This is a genomic window from Verrucomicrobiia bacterium (assembly GCA_036268055.1).
Classification (GTDB): domain Bacteria; phylum Verrucomicrobiota; class Verrucomicrobiia; order Limisphaerales; family Pedosphaeraceae; genus DATAUW01.
Genome location: DATAUW010000001.1, coordinates 140,688 through 161,512, shown reverse-complemented (window position 1 = coordinate 161,512; position 20,825 = coordinate 140,688). Strand labels below are relative to the sequence as shown.

General features: G+C 55.1%; 20 protein-coding genes and 1 tRNA gene. All 21 read left to right on the top strand.

The window, feature by feature from the left end:
• Positions 1-67: 67 nt before the first annotated feature.
• The 21 genes from VH413_00660 to rpiB all read left to right on the top strand — a co-directional run bounded on the left by VH413_00660 (position 68) and on the right by rpiB (position 20,756).
• On the top strand, positions 68-307 hold the full coding sequence (locus VH413_00660; protein ID HEX3797180.1) for a hypothetical protein: 240 nt from the start codon (positions 68-70) through the stop codon (positions 305-307).
• 10 nt (positions 308-317) lie between these two features.
• Positions 318-1,331, top strand: coding sequence for a thiamine pyrophosphate-dependent dehydrogenase E1 component subunit alpha (locus VH413_00655; GenBank protein ID HEX3797179.1), 1,014 nt, complete (start codon positions 318-320; stop codon positions 1,329-1,331).
• Positions 1,328-2,293, top strand: coding sequence for a transketolase C-terminal domain-containing protein (locus VH413_00650; GenBank protein HEX3797178.1), 966 nt, complete (start codon positions 1,328-1,330; stop codon positions 2,291-2,293). Before VH413_00655 ends, VH413_00650 begins: the two co-directional genes overlap by 4 nt.
• 3 nt (positions 2,294-2,296) lie before the next feature.
• Positions 2,297-3,499 (top strand): dihydrolipoamide acetyltransferase family protein, encoded by a 1,203-nt coding sequence (locus VH413_00645; protein HEX3797177.1) that lies wholly within the window; start codon positions 2,297-2,299, stop codon positions 3,497-3,499.
• A gap of 115 nt (positions 3,500-3,614) precedes the next feature.
• Positions 3,615-3,818: a hypothetical protein gene (locus tag VH413_00640; GenBank protein HEX3797176.1), complete on the top strand. Its 204-nt coding sequence runs from the start codon at positions 3,615-3,617 to the stop codon at positions 3,816-3,818.
• A gap of 110 nt (positions 3,819-3,928) precedes the next feature.
• Positions 3,929-4,546, top strand: coding sequence for an MCP four helix bundle domain-containing protein (locus tag VH413_00635; GenBank protein HEX3797175.1), 618 nt, complete (start codon positions 3,929-3,931; stop codon positions 4,544-4,546).
• A gap of 96 nt (positions 4,547-4,642) precedes the next feature.
• Positions 4,643-4,732: transfer RNA gene (locus VH413_00630), tRNA-Ser, on the top strand.
• Positions 4,733-4,859: 127 nt separating this feature from the next.
• Entirely contained in the window at positions 4,860-5,609 is a 750-nt protein-coding gene (locus VH413_00625; protein HEX3797174.1) for a hypothetical protein, read from the top strand.
• A 190-nt stretch (positions 5,610-5,799) separates the two neighbouring features.
• A complete protein-coding gene (locus VH413_00620) occupies positions 5,800-8,466 on the top strand; it encodes a protein kinase (GenBank protein HEX3797173.1) in 2,667 nt (888 codons plus the stop codon).
• Positions 8,467-8,510: 44 nt separating this feature from the next.
• Positions 8,511-9,578: a hypothetical protein gene (locus VH413_00615; GenBank protein ID HEX3797172.1), complete on the top strand. Its 1,068-nt coding sequence runs from the start codon at positions 8,511-8,513 to the stop codon at positions 9,576-9,578.
• Positions 9,579-9,772: 194 nt separating this feature from the next.
• Positions 9,773-10,462 (top strand): hypothetical protein, encoded by a 690-nt coding sequence (locus VH413_00610; protein HEX3797171.1) that lies wholly within the window; start codon positions 9,773-9,775, stop codon positions 10,460-10,462.
• A gap of 173 nt (positions 10,463-10,635) precedes the next feature.
• Entirely contained in the window at positions 10,636-11,271 is a 636-nt protein-coding gene (locus VH413_00605) for an outer membrane beta-barrel protein (GenBank protein ID HEX3797170.1), read from the top strand.
• Positions 11,272-11,422: 151 nt separating this feature from the next.
• The gene (locus VH413_00600) at positions 11,423-11,833 is read left to right on the top strand and encodes a hypothetical protein (protein HEX3797169.1); all 411 of its coding nucleotides are present in this window, start codon (positions 11,423-11,425) and stop codon (positions 11,831-11,833) included.
• Positions 11,834-11,852: 19 nt separating this feature from the next.
• Positions 11,853-12,299, top strand: a complete 447-nt coding sequence (locus VH413_00595; protein ID HEX3797168.1) for a DUF2846 domain-containing protein — start codon at positions 11,853-11,855, stop codon at positions 12,297-12,299.
• A gap of 71 nt (positions 12,300-12,370) precedes the next feature.
• Positions 12,371-12,862, top strand: coding sequence for a hypothetical protein (locus tag VH413_00590; GenBank protein HEX3797167.1), 492 nt, complete (start codon positions 12,371-12,373; stop codon positions 12,860-12,862).
• A 70-nt stretch (positions 12,863-12,932) separates the two neighbouring features.
• Positions 12,933-14,210, top strand: coding sequence for a hypothetical protein (locus tag VH413_00585; GenBank protein ID HEX3797166.1), 1,278 nt, complete (start codon positions 12,933-12,935; stop codon positions 14,208-14,210).
• A gap of 169 nt (positions 14,211-14,379) precedes the next feature.
• Positions 14,380-15,483, top strand: a complete 1,104-nt coding sequence (locus VH413_00580; GenBank protein ID HEX3797165.1) for a hypothetical protein — start codon at positions 14,380-14,382, stop codon at positions 15,481-15,483.
• On the top strand, positions 15,480-16,148 hold the full coding sequence (locus tag VH413_00575) for an ATP-binding cassette domain-containing protein (protein ID HEX3797164.1): 669 nt from the start codon (positions 15,480-15,482) through the stop codon (positions 16,146-16,148). The genes VH413_00580 and VH413_00575 overlap by 4 nt, the downstream gene beginning before the upstream one ends.
• Positions 16,087-17,226: a hypothetical protein gene (locus VH413_00570; GenBank protein HEX3797163.1), complete on the top strand. Its 1,140-nt coding sequence runs from the start codon at positions 16,087-16,089 to the stop codon at positions 17,224-17,226. The genes VH413_00575 and VH413_00570 overlap by 62 nt, the downstream gene beginning before the upstream one ends.
• A gap of 202 nt (positions 17,227-17,428) precedes the next feature.
• Positions 17,429-18,526 (top strand): S41 family peptidase, encoded by a 1,098-nt coding sequence (locus VH413_00565; GenBank protein ID HEX3797162.1) that lies wholly within the window; start codon positions 17,429-17,431, stop codon positions 18,524-18,526.
• A gap of 55 nt (positions 18,527-18,581) precedes the next feature.
• Positions 18,582-20,756, top strand: a complete 2,175-nt coding sequence (gene rpiB / locus VH413_00560; GenBank protein HEX3797161.1) for a ribose 5-phosphate isomerase B — start codon at positions 18,582-18,584, stop codon at positions 20,754-20,756.
• Positions 20,757-20,825 lie beyond the last annotated feature (69 nt).

The following is a 20,825-nucleotide window of genomic DNA, read 5'->3' as shown; positions in this document are numbered from 1 at the left end:
TCAATTACCTTCCAGGTATTTAGCACATTCAACACCAATAAATGGGAAAGGCAAATTTCATTTTAAAATGAATGCCCAAGTCGCGCAGCCAAGCGAACTTCGGCGTTTTTGGGACAATTCAGGTTTACCCAATTTTTTCGATGATCATTGGGCATTGGCTCTTGCTCAATTTCTGACCTATTATCGGTCACGGAGCTGCGAATTGTTAGACACGCTGGTCGAGCATGGCATAATCGGGGCAATTAGCTCCGTTCAACTGCGGCGGAGCTTCAAAGAAATATTGCATCATGGCAGAAAAGGCGCATAAATTTCCCTACATGGCTCAAACTATTGGCGAAGTCTCCTCCTTCCGCGATACATACCTGAAAGCTTACCGTGGTATGTTGCTGGCGCGCGTTTTGGACGATAAATTCGCGAGCCTTTATCGAACGGGCAAAATCGCCGGCGGCGTGTTCCTGGGGCGCGGGCAGGAGGCTTTCAGTGTGGCGGCTGGGTTGAATTTGCGGCAGGGGGACATCTTTGCGCCGCTCATTCGCGATGCCGCGGGGCGACTGGCTTTTGGCGAAACGATTTTCGATGCCATCCGCACTTACCTTGGTTCGGCTGCCGGGCCGATGCGCGGTCGTGATGGGAATGTTCATCGTGGCAACCCGCGCGCCGGTTATTTACCGATGGTGAGCCATCTGGGCGCGATGGTTTCAGTGGTGAACGGCGCGTTGCTGGCGCATCGGTTCAAAAAAATCAAAGGCACGGTTGGCGTCGCGTGTCTGGGCGATGGCGCGACTTCGACGGGAGCGTTTCACGAGGGGCTCAACCAGGCGGCCATCGAAAAACTTCCGCTCGTGCTCATGGTGGCGAATAATCAATATGCTTATTCGACGCCCACCTCGCGACAATTCGCCTGTGAAGATTTAGTGGATCGCGCCGTGGGCTACGGCGTGCAAGGCCATTCGTTCGATGGCAATGATTTGACGGCCTGTTTGAAAATCGTGGGTGAGGCGATTGAATCCGCGCGCCGCGGAAATGGCCCGCAACTAATCGTCGGACGACTGCTTCGCCTTTGCGGTCACGGCGAACATGATGATTCCAATTACATTGATCCACTGTTGAGAACGGTGGGTTACGGGCGCGATTGCCTGAAGCTGGCGGAGGAGCATTTGCTGAAAGAAGATTGGGCAGACCAAACGCTGCTGGATGCGTGGCGCAATGAGTGTGTGCATGAAATCGAGGAGGCGCTTGCCACCGTCCGCCGGGAAGCGGGGCCGGACCCATACAGCGAAGATTGGAGCGCGCTCTCTTCGCGGCATCTTATCGAGGGCCAGAACCAGTGAGCATCACCTATCTCGAAGCCATTCGCGCGGCGCAAGCCAAGGCGCTTGCCGATGATCCGCGCGTGTTCATTTACGGGCAGGACGTGGGCGCGTTCGGCGGCGCATTCAAGGCCACGAAAAATCTCGCGCGCGAATATCCGGGGCGCGTTCTCGATTCGCCCATCAGCGAAGACGCGATGGTTGGCGCGGCGATTGGAGCGGCGATTGGCGGCATGCGTCCGATCGTGGAAATGCAGTATGCGGATTTTTCGCTGCCGGGGTTCAATCAAATTGTTAATAACGCCGCGGCATTTTACTGGCGCACGAATGTGCCTTGTCCGATTACCATACGATTGCCGAGCGGCGGAATCGCGGGCGGCGGGCCGTACCACAGCCAAAGTCTTGAGGCGATTTACGCGCATTATCCCGGCCTAGTCGTGATGACTCCGGCAACGGTTGAAGACGCGTATAGCATGTTGCTTGAAGCGGTGGCGATTGATGACCCGGTGATTTTTTGCGAGCACAAACATCTTTATAATCACTTGAAGGCGGAACATCTGCCGACCGAGGCGATGCCCACGGGCAAAGCGCGCATCGCGCGACCGGGGCGTGACATGACTATCGTGGCTTATAGTGCGATGGTTCACGATGCGCTGGCGGTGGCGGAAGAATTGGCGACGGAAGGCATGGAAGTCGAAGTCGTTGATTTGCGTTCGGTCAAACCGCTGGATACCGATACCGTGATGGCATCGGTCGCGCGCACGGGACGCTTGCTTTGCGTCGGTGAAGCGTGGCCGTGGGGCGGGGTGACGGCGGAAGTGATCGCACGCGTAGCAACGGAAGGTTTTGGCCTGCTCGACGCGCCGCCGCAACGCCTCAACGCCAAAGACACTCCCGTGCCGTATCATCCGAGTTTATGGGCCGTGCATCGTCCCACCACCCAAAGCATCGCCATCGCCGCCCGCAACCTGATTCGACTTTGACCTATGCCGCAGATACCCATCATCATGCCGCAACTCGGCGAATCCATCGCCGAAGCCACCATCGTGCAATTACTCGTCAAGCCCGGCGACGAAGTGGAAGCCGATCAGGATGTGTTTGAAGTCGAGACAAACAAAGCGACGATGAATGTCTCGTCACCGTGCGCGGGGCGGATTGAAAAATTGCTCGTCAAGCTCAACGAAAGTTATGTCGTCGGCGCCGTGCTGGGTTATCTTGAAGTCAGCCAGGAAAACATGGAGCGTTTGGGACTCGACCAGCCGGTGCAATCCATCCAGGGCAATGGCGACGCGGCGGGAAATGTCGGCAAATCCACCGCTGACGGCAAGGCGCACGACGTGGAGCCGACGGTGCGCGGCTTGCCCGTCCCAGCGAACGCGGCGGGCGCGAGTTATATGTCGCCACGCATGAAAGCGCGCATGGCGGAGTTGGGGCTGCACGCAGCGGACCTTTCAGGGATTGCGGGCAGCGGCGCGGCGGGACGATTGACGATCCAGGATTTTGAAAAATTTCTCGTCAACCTCGAGCGCAATAAATTGAGTTCGGCTTCGACGATGCGCGTGGCCGTGGCCGATGCCATGCGGCGCAGTTGGACGCGGCCCATCGCGACCGTCGCGCTGCCTGTGTGCCTTGACCCGGTGCTGGCGCATCGTAAAAGTTCCGATCCCAAACCCGGCCCTGCGCTTTACGCGATGCGCGCATTGGCGCTCGCCCTTGCGGAAAACAGCGCGCCGGCGGGACGGTTGGTTGGCAATAAAATTGTTCATCCATCGGCGATTGATGTGGGCTTTGCTGTGGAAGCTGAGGACGGTGTGCTGGTTCCGGTGATTCGCAACGCCGACAAACGCTCGCTCAAGGAAATGGTCGGGCGTTACAATGAATTGGTTGAACTTGCGCGGCAACGGCGTTTGCCCGCCGATGCGACCGGCGGTTCGATTGCGACCGTCACTAACTTCGGTACGTTCGGCCTGACTTGGGCCACGCCGATTCCGCTGCCGGAACAAACGCTCGTGCTGGGCATGGGCGCGGGTCGGCTTGTGCCAAGCTGGGACGCGGCGAAAGGCCAATTTGTGCCGGTCATGGAGGCGAACTTGACGCTTAGTTTCGATCATCGCGTGCTGGACGGCGGCGCGGCGGGGCGACTGCTGGCGCGGATCGCGGCGTTGCTGACCAAGCCGGAGCAGCTTTAAGCCGTTTTTTTTCGCGATATTTTCGGGAACAATCTTTTCGCCCGCGCATCTTATTTGTGTTCCGATGGTAAGAGTGGCCGGCATCGGGTGATGCCGGTCATTTTTATTCGGATTGATGACCGCCATCATTTGGAGCACCACGGATTTGGTTTTGCTGGCTGTCTGCGCCTTGCTGGGCTTGCTGGCCGGAGGTTTTTTTATCGCGATATTCGTTGCAGATGCGCGGGATGCGAAACGCCGCGCCGAGGCCAAAAAAGCTTTTCGCCGCGCGCGCAAAGCTTTCTCAGTTGACCGGCCCAATGATCGGAAACATGAGTAAATTCTGCCGCACGTGGACATGTAGCGAGCTTGCATTTTGCGAAGGTTCGGGCAAGCATCGCTGGAGGTATGTCAAGCGGCTCTCAATCGCTTCCCTTTGTGGTCAGAAAAATGTCCCGGCGGAATTTTCCCGCGCGGGGATTGGCGGCTGGGTTGGTATTGATATGCCTCATCGGCACGGCGGGTTTCCTCAGCATTGAATATCTCAAAAACAATGCGCGCTGGATCGTGTACGACACGCTGGCGGGGTTGAGCGATTCGAGTCTTGCCAATGCCAATCTGGTCGAAGGTTTCAATCGGACTGTGCTGGCGCTGACGAGCGATTCTCCCACCGAGCGCGAGCGTTATGTGAGCGAAAGCGCGGCTTACAATCAACAAGTGAATTCGTCCATCGCGGCCTACGCGCGTTCGGTATTTTCCGCGGAGGATCTGGCCAATTATAATTCGTTGCTGCGTTCGCGGCGCGTGTATATGGAAGTTCGTAAGCAAACACTGGCTTTACTGGATCAACGCGAAGAAGCCCAAGCCCGCGAACTTTTTAAGACATCATTGGTCCCGTCGTACCGCGTCTATAAATCCACCGCTGAGCGGGTGATGAAATACAATGCCGACGAAGGCCGCGAGCGCGGCGAAGTCATCATGCAAATCTGTTCGGTGACGCAAGTGGTCATCGCGGGTGCGAGTATTGCGTTATTTGTGCTGGGCTTCCTGCTGGGCCTGTTCAAATAGGTGGAGTGGGCGGCGTCATGAGCGCGAACTCAAAGAACCTGCTTGCCTCCTAAATCAGCGAAGCCATAATGAAGAGCAAGGACAGTAAAAATGTGTGGAAGGGTGGCTGAGTGGTTTAAAGCTGCAGTTTACTAAACTGCCGTGGCGCTTGCGTCACCGGGGGTTCGAATCCCTCCCCTTCCGCCAATTATTCAACCGGTTTATATACGCCCGCGAAATCTTGTTTGCCTGATCTCGATACGTTGGAAGGTTGAACATTGTCCTTGCGAAAGAAGGTCCGACATGCGCATCTTTTTCATCCATCATTAATCCTATGAGCGAGCCTAAGGATAGTGTAGTGCCAAATTGCTTTCCCACGACCCAATGGACGCTTATCCTCGATGTCATTCAAAACGGGGATGACAAAGCTGCCCGCATGGCCTTGGATCTTTTTTGCCAGCGGTATTGGCACGCGATCTATAATTTTTTTCTTCGGCGGAAGTGCAGCCATGACCGGGCCCAGGATTATACGCAGAGTTTTTTTCACAGCCGTATTCTTGGTTGCTGGGAGGAACGGGATAGTTTGCTGCACGATGTTCAACGCAATGATAAAAGAAAGTTTCGCGTCTTTCTAGCCGTCTGCCTGTGGTCATTTCTCAAGGATCAATGGCGGGCCGCCCATACCCAGAAAGCAGGAGGAAAGATCGAGCATGTATCCTTTGAGGACATAGGAGACGCAAGTGGCAGCGCCGACCAGGCGGCTTTTAAAAAGTTCGGACGAGAGTTCGATCAATTATTTGCGGTTGAGGCCATCAAGAATGCCGCAAAACGATCCACGCATTCCGAAGTGTTCATGGCTTACTTCGTCCGAAAGGAGCGAGATGGTGACGAAGCGGCGCAAAAAGAAATAGCCGCGGAACTGGACATGACCGTTGCTTCCTTTAAAAAGGGGTATCACGAATTTCGCGCGCGATTAAGAAAAGAACTCTGGAAGGAAGTCGCCCAGTATGCCGGCCCGGGCGAGGATGAAATCGAGGATGAAATAAAATACCTGCTCTCCCTTTTTCCTGACTCGTTAACGTAACCTTGGGAGTTAAATCTCGTATCAAAGGTGTGGGCCGCTGTGCCGGTGCGGCCCGTGAATAGCGAGTCTCATGATTACGTGCGATACTTGTGGCTGCCCGATTGAGGCGAATCACCCGTACCGCGTTTGCCCGAAATGTTTGTTCGGGGAGGCGCTGGGTATGCGGGGGCATTCAACGCCGGCTGAGCCGATGCCCGAGCCATCCGATACGCCGGCGCAAGTTTTGATCCCCGGGTTGATTGCGCGGCCCGATTTTTTCCAGAAATACGAACTCATAGAGCGTATCGGTGGAGGCGGGCAAGGCGTCGTCTGGAAGGTCTGGGATTTTGATTTCCGCCGCCAGGTCGCGATGAAACGATTAGGGCATAAGGCTCTGGAATCTCCTTCCGCATTGCACCGATTCCTGGCCGAAGCGCAGATTGCCAGCCAGTTGCAGCATCCCGGCATACTTCCGATATTTGATATGGGGCTGGACCCAGACGGGCGTCCATTTTACACGACGCAACTTCTTCCGGGACTTACTTTGGGTGATATATGGGCGAAAGTGCATGACTCGAAGAATTCCGAATGGACCATTCCGCGAGCTTTGGAACTTCTCCTGCATGTTTGTGATGTGATGGCACATGCCCATAGCCGGGGAGTCATTCATCGCGACCTCAAGCCTGCGAATATCCTGGTTGGTTCATTTGGTGATGTGCGTGTCATTGACTGGGGATCGGCCCATGTTCTGAAGAGCGCGCAAAAGGATTTCCAAGTGTTCCCTTTTCCCCTGAAGGAAGAATTAGTTCAAACCGAACGGGGGGAATCCATGTGGGCGGACCCCAATTCACCGCTTGCTACTGGTCAAACCGGCCAGCCGATAACCATCCCTTTCATGCCGCCGGAAATTTTACGCGGTGAAACCAAGCAAGCAGGTCCACAGACGGAAGTTTATTCGCTGGGAGTAATGCTTTACGCTTTGCTTACCGGTCGGATGCCTTATTCGCAGGCAGGCGGGTCACTGCCGCCGTCAAGTCAGTTGCGTGATTTAGTTTTAGGCGGCGCGCCTGCGCCGGTTCGAAGTGTGGCGCCGAATGTTTCCCGCGATCTGGCTGCGGTTTGCGCCAAGGCAATGGCGCAAGATATTGACAAGCGTTACTCCTCCATGATGGAGCTTGCCGATGAGATACGCGCGGTTCTTGAAGTCCGCCCCGTTCAGGCACGGCGTCCGGGGCCGTTTTTGAAATTGCAAAAGCTGGCCCAGCGGAATGTCCCTCTCGTGCTCATGGGAAGTTGCCTGGTGGCTATCGCCTCACTGGGAATTTCCATTGATTATGCGTTGAAGACCGAACGGGATTCGGCCCGCCAAATCACTTCCTTGCGTGACGCCGAACTTGCCGCGCGCGGCGGTCGCTGGCGTGATGCTCTTCGATTATGGGGAGAGGCCGAGGCCGAGGGTTTCAAGGATCCGATTTTTCTGGGCCTGCAACGGGCGCAAGCGTGGACGGTGTTGACCGAACCGCGTCATGCGCAAATGGAATTGGACGCCCTGATGCGGCGTTCTGATTTAGGCTCCCAGCGCGGCGCGGCGCTGGTGCGCCTGGGGGAGCATGAATTATTTGATGCGCGAACTTTTAATCAAGGAGTGCTTCATGTCCGCGAATCATTGACGAATAATTTAAATGAGGCGGACAACGCTTTTGCCCGGGGGTTGCTGGCGGATTCAACGCCCGAAGCGCTCAAATTTTTCAATCAGGCTATCCAACTTGATCCTTATCATCATGGCGCCCACCGGCACAGCCTGGGTTTGGAATTTCTATTGGGGCGGCACCAGGAGATGTCCAATCATATCGCAGTTTTCAAGGTGCTCTATCCGGACGATCCCTCTCCGATTTTTCTTACGGCTGCCCAATTAGCCATGCAAGGCCGCCTGGCCGACGCCCGGGATCAACTTAAGCCCCTTCATAACGAGGTAAATTCAAATACCTGGGAACAGATTAATCTGGCCTGTGAAGTCTATGCCAACACGGCAACTTTTTACGATCTTGACTCGTTGTTGAAAGATCAATCCGCGGGTAAAACAAATCTAAGCCGGCTTCAGGCTGAACCATTTACTGCTGCTTTTATACCACTCTCCGGGGGTTCTCCAGCCTTGATGAAATTATCTGGAAATCTGCGGATGCCGCGGCTTCCGTGTCTTGAACAGGGCGTGCTGGAAGCTACGGACGGACTGAGAGATTTGCTGCTTCCGTTTTTGGGCAACCCCGTGACCGCCGTCAAACAGATCAAATCCAGTTGGCAGCATCACCCGGAGGCACTGATCCCTCTGCTGGGCGGCATGCTCCTCCAGAATCGGCAGCCGCCGCGGGGTGTCATTGATTTGGCGCTCATGCGGATGCAATGCCAATTATATCAAATGGCGTCCGATTCTCCTTCGATGATGCCTGGCCTTGGGCGGCTTGCGCGATATCTTGCCACACGTGCGGAATTGGATTTGAGCGCCCGTTCCGTAAGCGACTCGCCCTGGGCGGGCACAAATTGTCTTGCCAATATGCAGCGGGTGGTGGCATCGCCCGAGACTTCCGCCGCGGAGTGCCAGGCCTATTGCCAGTTCGCTTTGGAGTTAAAAAACCCTGACCTTGCGCGCCAGCTAATAACCATCTGGGAACAGCGAAAGCCAAGTGATCTTTCAGTCCTCCGAAGCCGGGCTGAAGTGGAAATCTCTGCCGGAGCCTATGGTCCGGCTCTCAAATTGATAGACCAGCTATTAACCAAAGACCCGGCGGATGCCTGGGCTTTGGAACACCGGCAGACAGCGTTGGACGGCGTGAATAAACTTATTGATTCAACCGGCGCTGCTTTCCGTACCAAACCTTAACCTCCACCACGTCCCTGTACCGTTTTAATAACCCACCAACAATTATGAAATTATTCCATTACCTTTGCTTAAGCACTCTGTTAGCCAGTTCCGCCTCGGCCCAACCGGTTTTTAGCGCCAACGATCTGCCGCATCAGAGTGGCCAATATAATCGCTCCTATTCCAGCACCAACAATACGGGGGTCGCGGCCATGCTGGCTTTGACGACATCGCCTGGCGTACCAGGCTCCCCGGCGACCAACGGCCCTCAGTCCTGGAATTTTTCACAATCGAAGCAAGGCAATGAAGTAATACTGCGCACCGATATCATTTCGCCTTCCAGTGGTTTGGACGGAGGATCTTTTCCCAGCGCCGGGTGGGCGGAACAGGATACCATCGAACCCAGCGATGAAAATGCCTGGCGATACTACAGTCTGACGAACCAAGGTCGGTTCTATTATGGCTTTGCGGTGGATGCGGACGTGGATGCAAGCTCTTTGGTGGTTTTTAACAGTTCCACACTGGATATAACCAACACGGTCCGATACCTGCAGACTTGGAATCGCACGGTAACCTGGCAGGGATTAATTTATGGAGACCAATTTGGAGCGAGCTACCATTTCACCGCGAGCGCCACGGTGGATGCATTCGGAACTTTAGCCCTCCCGACTATTGGCCCGGTTCCTGCATTGCGCGTGCATGAAGTTCATAATTACCAAGCCACTGTACCCCCGTATGGGGTGGTTGATTCACATCAAAACCAATATTATTACTGGTTGGTTCCAGGACTGGGGGTGGCTGTGCAGATCACCTTATTTGGTGATAATACTGTGTTTCCCCTTGGCCTGACGGAAACGAATGCAGTGATGCGCATGTTTGCAGACAATTATTTTACCAATTCTCCCGCCACAAATATGACGACGACCAGTTCCGGTAATTTGCATATCCAGTTGCACAGCGGAGCCGCAGTCCTGAACTGGGACGTGTTCACTAATGCCACCAGCTACCGGGTGGATATGGCAAATTCGTTGCCACCGACAAATTGGCAGTCATTGGGCTCGACAACCAATCGTTCCTGGACCAATACTGGGATAACAACACAGCGCTTCTTTCGTGTTGTTGGCACCCACTAAAGCTGAAGACATCACGAATATTTCATAAAGAATGGTTGGGATGGCGCGGGCAGTCGCCAACGGATCGCCGACGACGGCTGCCTTTTCTTCAGCTCCAGGGGCGGAGACGGCCCGGCAGGGAAGTTTTTTCATCAGTGCCCGGAGCAGGTTTTACTCTATTGGAAGTTCTCGTGGTTGTCGGAGTCATTACCCTATTGTCATGCCTGCTTTTACCCGCGCTTAATAGCGCCAAGCGCAAGGCGAAGCGAATAAATTGCGTTGCAAACCTGCATCAGATCGGCGTCGCCCTGGGTATTTATGAGATAGATGATCATTATTATCCGATGGCCACCGCCGGGGATGGACTCGGCAACTGGCAGCGCGCCTTGCGACCCGCGGCGGGTAATGATGTTTTTCATTGCCCGCAACTGGCGTCGGCCTCGGATCAATTTCTGCAATTCTTTCCTTCAAACACCTTTATCTTTCCTCATTATGGATATAATTCCTTCGGCGCTGTGCAGCGCAATCCGCCGCCGCAAAATCTCGGCCTGGGAGGGAATTTTGTCTGGGACGATTCCGGCGGCGGAAGCTATATGCCGGAACATGAGACGCTGGTATGCCACCCCGATCAAATGGTAGCTGTGGGTGACAGCCCGACCTTTGTGCGTCCGCCGAATTCTTCTCTCTCTACTATTACTCCCGACGATCCTATTTATATCTCCTATCCCTTTATTCTTCAGCCTACGGGTTATTATGGAGTCGGCAACTGGCATGATGACGACGCCAACATGGTGTTTTGCGATGGCCACACTGAGTTTAAAAAACAGTCAATCTGGATGGCGGCGGACGCGTCGAGCAAACAGCTTTGGAACTGTGATAACCTTTCCCATCCCGAGTGCTGGTAAACTGCCTGGTTGAAAAGAGTCCGTCTTCGTTCCCGCGCCGCAAAAGTCAGGTGAGCGCATAAAGGGAAAAAAACTTCGTAACCTTCCGCCGAAATCCGCGTTGCTTGGGTGTCGGGGAGAAAATACCCCGGCCAGTAGATCCAGAAGTTAACCAGCAAACAAAGAATAAACTCATGAAGAAAAACTTACTCAATCCGCCCTTGTTTATTGCATTGCTCGCGGGCATTGCGGTCATTCCGACCGCGCTCCAGGCCGGGCAAACCGGGTCTTATTTCAATGCCGATGCCGGCGTTTCCCTCGTGGAAGACATCACGACCAGCGTGGGCGGCGTCACCGGCAAAATCAAATTCAATCCCGGCGCGCGGTTTAGCATGGCCGGCGGCTACACATTTTACTCCTCGGCCACTTTAAGCCTGAGCGGTGAGATTGAAACGGGCTTGATTTATAATTCGCTGGATTCCGCTTCCGCTGGTGGCGCGTCCGCCTCGTTGTCTGGTTCGTACTATCAAGTTCCAATCCTTGGAAATGCCGTGCTGACGCTCTTTCCCGACTCGCATTGGAATCCGTATGTCGGGGTAGGTGGCGGCATGGTTTACAGCAGCCTGTCCGTGGATTCGGTTGGCGGCTTCTCCCTGGGCGCGAGCAGCAGCGAGGTTGATCCTGCGGTTCAAGTCATGGCGGGCTTGCGCTACAAGTTGGGTGAGCGCAGTGAAATCGGGGTGGGATACAAGTACCTTGCCACCTTCCCGGACGGTATCAGCCACGTCGGCACGCACTCCCTGTCGGCGTCTTATACGTTGCATTTTTAAGAAGCTTTTTATTCCTTATGGGGAACCCGCAGGATTGCCACTTAACTCAAGCCCGTCCTGCTTGAGACATTGAGTGCGCATCACACCCCTGTCCTGAAAGTTAGCAGGACAGGGGACTTCTCCAAGGCCACCTCCCGATAGGAAAATCCAAATGATTATCTTTTCAATTCGCCGCGCCGCCATTTTTGTTTTGCTTGCGAGCGCGGTCGCATGGTTCACCGGATGCGCCTTTGATGTGGTGCATTTGAAACAAACGCCGGTGGATTCCTTCACTCCCGCTTCCGGCGCTTCCTTTGAATTAGTTAAGGAAGTGAGAGCCAGTTTGGGAACGACCTATCTCACGGTGCTTAAAGCCGGGACGACCTGGCGCGAGTCGGGATCAATCCGCTTGGGCAAGGTATTCCACACGCAAGATCAAATCGTCAAAGTCGAAGGTTCCAATATTTACGAAGCCGATCTCGTGGTGGCTGATGGTTCCCTGGTCGGGTTCTATCTCCCCGTCGAACAAAGCTTCGTGCGCTTATCCACAGCTATTCCATTAGAAACCAAAAACAACCATTAAAAAATTCATCACTTAACTTATGAAAAATATTCGATTAGTCCTGCTATTGCTGGCGACCGTAATTCTTGTCGCGGGTTGTGCCGGCGGTCCCCAATACAGCGCACTGCACAGTACCGAAGGGCCCATTCCACCTGGTGATGGGCGTATTTATGTTTACCGGAAAGCTGTGTTGGGCGCGGCAGTTCAACCGGCGGTCAAGGTGAACGATGAAACCGTGGGGAATGCCGTGCCCCAGGGATATTTCTTCATAGACCGCCCGGCGGGCAATTACAAGATCAGCACCACCACGGAAGTAACCCGCAGCGCCAGCCTGGTATTGGAACCCGGCCAGGAACGCTATGTGCGGCTCAATATGGCGATGGGATTTTTTGTGGGGCACGTATGGCCGGAATTGATTGAGAATGAAAAAGCCGAGAAGGACATCAAGGACTGCCACTTCACTGGGAAAACCGGTTCATTACCGTAAGACCGCCAAGCATCAACCATTCGTTCTAATTCGGAAGGCAATAAACAAAAACCAACAAACTAAAAATGAAAATGATTAAACTAAAAAAGCTGACGGCCGCGATGGCGGGCTGCCTCTTGGCTACCATGTTGATGATGACTTCCGGCTGCGGCGGTGGCGGCGGAGGCGGAGGGAGCAGTAGTGGTGACTCCGGCGCGCCCGCTGTGCCGCCCGCGCCCTTGACGGGACATAGTATTCAGATAGTCGTCACCAGTGCCAGCGCGCCCCCCAATGCCCAGGTGCCGCTGCCGCAAACGACTACCTTTACTTACACTTCTGATACCGCCTGGACGGCATCCATCAGCGCCGGAGGCTTGTCTGGAAACGGATCGGGCACTTATACCTATACAATCAATTCACCCACGTCCGCTACTTATCATTTCGTTCAGACGGTTCCAGGCAGCGCGACGGGCGATATTACCTTTAACGCTTCGAGCGCCACGGCGGGGACATTTACGGGGACTCTAGACGCTCCCGGCGTTTCCGCATTCGCGGTGTCCGGCAGCTATGCCATGCTCTACTGAGCATTTTTAAACTTGCGCATTACAGCCCGCCTCGTGCGTGGGGCACAGGCGGGCTTTTACTTTTTCCAACATGTTTCGCTCGCTGCTATTTATCGGATTGGCCGTGATGCTGAGCGGGTGTCTTTCCGCTCCCAAACGGGTGCATAAAGAGATGCCCGAAGTGCAGCGGGAATGGCTCGCGAATTTGAAAGGCCAGACAGAATTGCCCGGGCAACTACTGGACTGGCCGGAAGCGGTGGCGAAGGTTCGCCTGGGCAATCTCAAGCTGTGGTCGGCGCGCATCGAAGTGACCAACGCGCAGGAGGAGGTGCGCGCGGTTTACCGCGATTTGCTTCCCATACTGAGCCTGCGTTCCGGCTTGAGCCGGAGCCTCACCGATATTCCCAGCACCACTCCCGGTGATGTCACCTTCAGCGCGGACAGTTTTATCAATGTTCCCGGTGTGGTGGGTTTTAACGCCCGGTTGTTCGCCGCCCACCTTTCTTTGTTACGCGCGCAGACGGCGCTGGCATTGACGGAACGCACGGAACTCATCAACCTGATCAAAGTTTTTTATGCGGAAAAAGATTGGCGCGAACGAATGGACGAAATGGAGGCGCAAGAGCGCGCCGCCCGCCAGTGGGTGTTGCTCGACCCTGTTCTCGGTCAAAATGCCTTGACGGAAGTTGCGCTGGAAAAAAGCGCCCTGGCGAAAGAGGAAGACGAATTGAGTGAACAAGCCAGCACTCTCTTCGGCGATCGCAGCCGGCGCTGGCAGCTCACGAGCGCGGGGCTGCCTTCGCTGGATTATGAAGCACTTTCCCTGGGCGACACTCATCGCGTGGGACAATTACAGATGCGAATGGCGGCGATTGAACTGGCCGGAGCCCGCGCCCGCGTTCAGGGAATCAAATTGCAATATTGGCCGGAATTATATTTGTCAGTCACCGCGCCGCCGCTTTACCAGCAATATGGAAACGGCGGACAATTTTTCCAGACGAGCGCGGTGCAGGCGAACGCGGATTTTTTTTGGCAAATTGACACGCGGGGATATGTCTCGCGCCAGCTTCGGCAGGAACGGAGAAGCCAGCAATTAGAGCGCCGCCAGTTCGAGTTGGAATCGCAGGCTTTAATCGGCCAGTTAGTGGGAGCGCAACATGTCTTTCCCGAGATCCGCGGACAGGAAAATCAAATCAAACGCCAACTGAACCTGCTGGCATTTCTGCCTCCGCCGGCCAATTTCGAGGATTGGCAGCGAGAATTCAAAACCCGCCAGAAGTTAAGACGAGAACAACAAAAACTTGCAAGCGAGCGGGCAGAATTGGAAACGCTTTTTTGGTTTCTTGATAATGACAACTGGAAATTCTAAGGGCGGTTTTTTTCAGCTATGGATTAACCCGGCGATTTCAAAATGGCCGCCGGTTGTCCGAAGATGGTTCGCCGCATTGATCACCTGCGGTTTGGTTTTTGGCGTCGCCACGGCGGAAATATTATTTTCAGGATGTTCGCCACAACGGGCAAAAGATTCCGCGAGACAGATGACGCAGCCTCTTCCGGCGTGGCAATGGGAAAACTATCCGTTGAGTGATCAACTTCAACTGGCGACCTTATCCTGCAAAGTTCAGGCCAAAAATAGTTTTGTCATGGTGTCGCCGATGTCTGGGTTGCTCCGCCTGCATGTCGCAACCTTTCAAACCAACCTGGCGGTCGGGGAGGTGTGGGCGGAAATGGAGTCCGATTTACTGATCTCCGAGAGCAACGCATTGGCGGAGGCAAAATCCAAAATGGAACAGCGCGAAAAAACTTTGCAGGAACTGGAGTTGCCGCGGCAAAAGTTGAAATTGACTCGCGATCTTTGGGAAGCCGAACGGCAGGAGGCCCTGACGGGTTGGTTGTTAACCAATCAGGATCTGGCCGCCTCGGTTTCGGATTTGAAAACCCCGGATTTGCGGAGCGAAAGTTTGTCCCTGGCGCATGAGGAATCGCTCCTGCTCCGGCGCGGCCTGGAGGAATTGGCCAAGACCAACCTGGTATTATCGGGAGTGGACCTTGATGAGCAGCGGGCAGAATGGGACCGCCGGGAACTGGAGTTCAAGCGCAAGCAGGAGATGTCACAAATCAAGATGCCGTTTTCCGGGCAATTAACCGTGAGCCTGCTGCTGGCCGACGGAGTGACTCAATACCCCGTGAGTTCGGGGCAGGAATTGGGGGTCGCGCGCGACTTAAGCCAGATTCAAGTCCGGGTCGCGCTGTACGATTCGGCGTGGGCGGCTTTGCCGCCGAGTTCGTTGCGGGCGACCATTCAGGAATCCGCCAATGTCGAATTGGAAGCCACCTTTGCGTGCAAGAAAATTGAACGCGCGCAATTCCGCGAAGAACCGGCGGCGTACTTTGTAATCCGCCCCGAGGATGTGGCCAGGGCTGGCCCGATGGTGGGCATGGAGGTTCCGGGAGCGCTTTGGTTAAAGCTGGAAAAACCGATGCGCATTGTTCCAAAGCTGGCTTTGATCCTGTATTGTCCGGCTTATTTTCAACGGCGTAACTGGACGGAAGGAGTGACTCACATTTGTCCCGGGGCGAAGGTCGTTGCCGAAGGCCAGGCGGATGTGGCCATTGATATTTCCGAGGTGAGGGAACCATGACTTCCTCTTTGACGTGTTCGCAGATTTGTTATCGTTATCATTCATCCTCTCAATGGGTGATCAATCATTTTACTCACTCATTTTCACCGGGAATCATTTGGGTCAAGGGCGCTTCGGGCTGTGGCAAATCCACCTTGTTAAGACTTCTCGCGGGTTATCTGGAACCGCAAGCCGGAGAGATCGTGGTTCCAAATGGCGGACGGCCAACCCAGCCGGATTTTCAACGGTGCAAGGTCGGCTACGTCTTTCAACAATTAAATCTCCTGCCGCTGGCAAACGTCAGCCGCAACCTGGAATTGGCGGGAAGCCTGGCCGGACTTTCCCGAAAGGAGATCCGCGAGAACTCAGAACGCTGGCTCGGACGGCTGGGGCTGGAACCATTTGCCCGGCGGTTGCCGCAAACCCTTTCCGGCGGACAACAACAACGCGCGGCCATCGCGAGAGCATTGGTGAAATCGCCCACTGTGCTTCTGCTGGACGAACCCACCTCAGGCCTCGATGACCTCAACACCCAGGTCATAGCCGGGGCGCTGAGGGAATTCGTGCAAGGCGATCGCATTTGTGTGGTCAGTTCGCATGACCACCGTTTGCAACCATTGGCCCATGAAATCCTTGATTTTAATCGTTTCCTACCTTTGGAAAGACACCTGCTCGCGCTGGTTTGAACAGCCGGGAAGTCCTCTGGCCCGCTGGTTCGTGACCGCAATGCTGGTTGCGGTGGCCACGGTGATGCTCATCTCCCTGAACTTGCTTGAGCGAAGTTTGCGGGAGCGGTTGGAGCATTTTGGCCTTAACACATTGCTGGTGCGGGAAACGGTATCGCCGGTGGATCAGGATTTACTGGTCAGCGAGCGCATGAACCGCATGGCGGAATTATCGAGGTACGGTTCTTTTCTTCGCTTGCGGCAACTCTACGTTCGCGGTCAAACCGAGTGGCGAAATGACCTTGCCGTGTTCAGTTACTCCACGACGACGCTGGGGCCGATAACGAATTTGCTTTCCCTTGAAACTCCCTTGATTTGCCTGAGCGAATCTTTACCAGAAAACACTTTGGTGGAGGTAACGGTGAATCATCGCCGCGGATTGGCGATGGTCCGGCGTCCAAACGATTTCCTGCGCCCCCTGGCTTTGGAAAACATTTTGATCGTGCCACAAGACTGGCTGACTGAAGAGCAACGGATGGGATACGTTGACACGCTGATTTTCCAGCGGCGTGAGGATGCCCCGCCGATGGCCCAAACGGTGGAAGCCGTGCAAATTTTATTCTCGATGGAGCAGCTTACGCCGCAAATCCAAAGCCCGCTCGAATTGATCCGCGCATGGGAATCACTCAAGGAGCGGCAACGCCAGTGGCGGGCCGGGCTCGCCATTGGGTTGGGATTCACCCTGGCTTTGGTTTTTGGCGCCATCGCGGTTTTGGAATTTCGCCAGAATTTATATGTCACGGCGCTGCTGCGCAGCTTCGGTGTGCCCGCGAGATGGCTTTGGTTCCGTCAATGGCAGGAAAGCGCGTTCATAGCCAACCTGGCCGCGCTCACGGTGATCGGCCTGCTATACTTTTGCCATCCGATGATCTTCGCCGCCCTGGGTTTCCCACCATCCGTCATTCAATTCGACGGGACCAACCCTTATTGCAGCCTGGAAATCGGCATGCTTTTACTCTGCGTCAATGCCGGCGCATTTCTCAGTTCCATTCCCGTCGCGGCCGGATTGAGAAACCCCATCGGGAAAGTCCTGGCTTAATGGTTGCCCGGGTGAAATCTGGTGGCGCTTCAATTAGCTTTATATGAAATATTAAAGCCCGCCATCGCGCCCATTATACAAAAGCTGGACAAGCGGGGGATTATGCGTTGCAATTTCCATTCGACGCCGCGCGGGTTCGGCATCATATTTCCAAATGAGCGCCGCAGAAACACGGATGTTCCGCCCGGCGAATCGAATAACTATGATGTTGTTACGACAAATCCTTTTTGGCTCGGCAGCGGTGATGCTGATGGCACAACCGTTGCGCGCCCGCGTGGCCGAGGACACGAACGCCACGCCTGATTACCTGGAAGTCAAGAAACTCATCAGCGAACATCTCGCGGGTGAAAGCGCCACTGATTTGAATCGCGATTCGGTGCTTGGCCTGTTGCATGAATTACACGGTCGGGTGTCCCTTACTGGCGGCTCCATGCCCATGCCGGATGCCACTAACGCCACGGTGTTGTCCAAGACGGTTTTGTATGACGACGGCGTGGCGTATTTGCGCGTGGGCCATGTGGGCGAGGGATTGTCGGCACAGATTTCCAAAGCGTTGAAAGACTTGCCGGGAACGAACCAGTTGAAAGGTGTGGTGCTGGATTTGCGTTTCGCTGGAGGGACGGATTATTCAGCGGCGGTTTCGGCGGCGGATTTATTTATCGCGAAAGAACGGCCTTTGCTTGATTGGGGTAACGGCGTGGTGCAATCCAAGACCAAGACGGATGCCGTGACGGTTCCGCTCGCCATTCTCGTGAATCAGGAAACGGCTGCTGCGGCTGAAGCGCTCGCGGCAATTTTGCGCGGTGATGACCGGGCAATTTTGCTGGGCGCCACCACAGCCGGTGAAGCGGCCATGAGCCAGGAATATCCTTTGAAGAACGGCCAGTTTTTGCGCATCGCGACTTCGGCGATCAAGTTGGGCGGTGGCGAAGCGATTTCGACCAAGGGCGTCAAACCGGACATTCAAGTGAACGTGAAGCCGGAAGATGAACGGTCCTATTATGCCGATCCCTACAAAGAGATTGCGAGTTCTTCAGGATTGATCGCCAGCCTCATAGGTGATTCCGTGACCACACCTATGTCGGTCACGAACCGTCCGGTACGCCAGCATCAGATCAATGAAGCCGAGTTGATGCGCGAACGCCGGGAACGTCCGGGCATGGAACTGGATGAAGTCGCGCCGCCGATGACCGAGAAGGAAATCGAAAACGAGCCGCGCATCATGCGTGATCCCGTGCTGGGACGCGCGCTGGATTTGATCAAAGGTCTATCACTTATCAATCGGGCGCAGGCCCCCTGATTTCGCGGTTGACGATTTCTCTCACCCGCCGCAAGTTGAGACAGGTTAAGCATCCATGAAAACCATCCTTTTCGTCTGCACTGGAAATATTTGCCGCAGCCCCATGGCTGAAGGCATCTTTCGCCATGTGATGAAGGGCCGCCGCGACATCCGCGTGCTGTCGGCGGGCATCGGCGCGATGGAAGGACAGGCTCCCAGCCCGTACGCGGTGCAGGCGGTCAAGGAATTGGGCATAGATATTTCCCGGCAACGCAGCCGCCAGCTTACCGGCGAGTTGGTCGCTGAAGCGGATTATATTTTTGGAATGACTCACAGTCATGTGGATACAGTTTTTCTATTGTATCCGCAGGCGGCGGAAAAAACTTTTTTGCTTCGCGAGTTCGACGACACGCTGGATATTTTCGAGAAGGACATCAGCGATCCCATCGGTGGTTCGTACGAGGTCTATATGAATTGCCGCGACCAGATCGAGCAGGGGATTGCGACCTTGATCCGGTTTGTGGACCAGGACCAGGAAGTAGCGGCGGAAGAGCAGGAGGAATTTGGCGAGCGCGTCACTTTCGCGCTGGGCGCGGACCATGCCGGATTTGCGCTCAAGGAAACGCTGAAAAATTATTTGCTTGATGAAGGCGTCAGCCTCGTGGATTTGGGCACGCATTCGACGGCGTCCACCGATTATCCCGATTACGCGTTAGCGGTGGGGCAAAGTTTGCTTTCGCACCGGGCCGAACTGGGTATTCTGGTTTGCAGCACCGGAGCGGGCATCTGCATGTCCGCCAATAAGATTCCCGGCATTCGTGCCGCGCAGGTTTTCAGTGAGCCAATGGCATCGCTGGCGCGCCAGCATAATGATGCCAATGTGATTTGTCTTGGGGCCAACGTGACCCCGCCCGAACTAGCCAAAAAAATCGTGGACGCCTTTCGCAGCGCGCATTTCGAAGGCGGCCGCCACGAACGCCGCGTAAATAAAATGGAAAACATCGCTTCTTATAACGAACTTGGACTCAAAGCCGTTGACCCGGAAATTGCCGACGCCATTGACCTTGAGCTTCATCGCCAGCAGGAAAATATCGAACTCATCGCCAGCGAAAATTTCACCAGTCCGGCGGTGATGGAAGCGCAGGGTTCCGTGCTCACGAATAAGTATGCCGAGGGTTATCCCAAGAAGCGCTGGTACGGCGGTTGCGAAAACGTGGATACGGTCGAGCAGTTGGCGATCAACCGCGCGCGCAAATTGTTTGGCGCCGAACACGCGAACGTCCAGCCGCACTCCGGCAGCGGCGCGAACATGGCGGTTTATTTCGCTTTCCTTAAGCCCGGCGACAAGATGCTTACGATGGATTTGACCCACGGCGGCCATCTGACGCACGGCAACAAGGCGAATTTCTCCGGCAAATTTTTTGAGATCGTTCACTACGGCGTGAACAAAGAAAACGAGCGCATTGATTACGATCAACTTGCGCGGATGGCGCGGGAACATCGGCCCAAAATGATCACCGTTGGCGCGAGCGCGTACCCGCGGATCATTGATTTTGAGCGAATGGGCGCGATTGCGCGCGAAGTTGGCGCGTTGATGCTGGCGGACATCGCGCACATCGCGGGTTTGGTGGCGACGGGGTTGCATCCGAGCCCGATTGAGCACGCGGATTTTGTGACGACCACGACGCACAAGACGTTGCGTGGGCCGCGCGGCGGACTCATCCTGTGCAAGGAGCGTTACGCGAAGGAAATTGATTCGCAGGCATTTCCCGGAATCCAGGGCGGGCCGTTGATGCACGTCATTGCGGCCAAGGCGGTTTGTTTTCACGAAGCGCTGCAACCGGCGTTTCGCAATTACCAGCAGCAGATCGTTCGCAACGCCGCGGCGTTGGCCGAAGGCATGCGGCGCAACAGCTATCGGTTGGTCAGCGGCGGCACGGACAACCACTTGATGCTGGTGGACGTGGGCGCGCGCGGGCTCACTGGCAAGGATTGTCAGATCATACTCGACGAAGCGGGAATCACGGTGAACAAAAACACCATCCCGTTTGAGACGCGCTCGCCATTCCAGGCCAGCGGCATCCGTCTGGGCACGCCCGCGGTGACGACGCGTGGAATGAAGGAGCCGGAGATGGCGGCCATCGCGGACATGATCAGTGAAGTTTTGATGGACATCAAGAATGTTGACACCGTGGCCAAAGTCCGGCAACGTGTCCATGAATTGACTGCAAGATTTCCCTTGCCGTATTGAGAAGAGTTAATAAATCTTTCGGTAACCCCGGTTGGTAAGCCGTCTCGAGATTTTTTAAATTAATCCAGT

What these genes read in the sequence shown, in the direction of transcription:
- VH413_00660 (HEX3797180.1), top strand. Translation starts at nt 68, where the DNA reads ATGAATGCCCAAGTCGCGCAGCCAAGCGAACTTCGGCGTTTTTGGGAC.
- VH413_00655 (HEX3797179.1), top strand. Translation starts at nt 318, where the DNA reads ATGGCTCAAACTATTGGCGAAGTCTCCTCCTTCCGCGATACATACCTG.
- VH413_00645 (HEX3797177.1), top strand. Translation starts at nt 2,297, where the DNA reads ATGCCGCAGATACCCATCATCATGCCGCAACTCGGCGAATCCATCGCC.
- VH413_00640 (HEX3797176.1), top strand. Translation starts at nt 3,615, where the DNA reads ATGACCGCCATCATTTGGAGCACCACGGATTTGGTTTTGCTGGCTGTC.
- VH413_00635 (HEX3797175.1), top strand. Translation starts at nt 3,929, where the DNA reads ATGTCCCGGCGGAATTTTCCCGCGCGGGGATTGGCGGCTGGGTTGGTA.
- VH413_00625 (HEX3797174.1), top strand. Translation starts at nt 4,860, where the DNA reads ATGAGCGAGCCTAAGGATAGTGTAGTGCCAAATTGCTTTCCCACGACC.
- VH413_00620 (HEX3797173.1), top strand. Translation starts at nt 5,800, where the DNA reads ATGCCCGAGCCATCCGATACGCCGGCGCAAGTTTTGATCCCCGGGTTG.
- VH413_00615 (HEX3797172.1), top strand. Translation starts at nt 8,511, where the DNA reads ATGAAATTATTCCATTACCTTTGCTTAAGCACTCTGTTAGCCAGTTCC.
- VH413_00605 (HEX3797170.1), top strand. Translation starts at nt 10,636, where the DNA reads ATGAAGAAAAACTTACTCAATCCGCCCTTGTTTATTGCATTGCTCGCG.
- VH413_00600 (HEX3797169.1), top strand. Translation starts at nt 11,423, where the DNA reads ATGATTATCTTTTCAATTCGCCGCGCCGCCATTTTTGTTTTGCTTGCG.
- VH413_00595 (HEX3797168.1), top strand. Translation starts at nt 11,853, where the DNA reads ATGAAAAATATTCGATTAGTCCTGCTATTGCTGGCGACCGTAATTCTT.
- VH413_00590 (HEX3797167.1), top strand. Translation starts at nt 12,371, where the DNA reads ATGATTAAACTAAAAAAGCTGACGGCCGCGATGGCGGGCTGCCTCTTG.
- VH413_00585 (HEX3797166.1), top strand. Translation starts at nt 12,933, where the DNA reads ATGTTTCGCTCGCTGCTATTTATCGGATTGGCCGTGATGCTGAGCGGG.
- VH413_00580 (HEX3797165.1), top strand. Translation starts at nt 14,380, where the DNA reads ATGACGCAGCCTCTTCCGGCGTGGCAATGGGAAAACTATCCGTTGAGT.
- VH413_00575 (HEX3797164.1), top strand. Translation starts at nt 15,480, where the DNA reads ATGACTTCCTCTTTGACGTGTTCGCAGATTTGTTATCGTTATCATTCA.
- VH413_00570 (HEX3797163.1), top strand. Translation starts at nt 16,087, where the DNA reads ATGAAATCCTTGATTTTAATCGTTTCCTACCTTTGGAAAGACACCTGC.
- VH413_00565 (HEX3797162.1), top strand. Translation starts at nt 17,429, where the DNA reads ATGATGTTGTTACGACAAATCCTTTTTGGCTCGGCAGCGGTGATGCTG.
- rpiB (HEX3797161.1), top strand. Translation starts at nt 18,582, where the DNA reads ATGAAAACCATCCTTTTCGTCTGCACTGGAAATATTTGCCGCAGCCCC.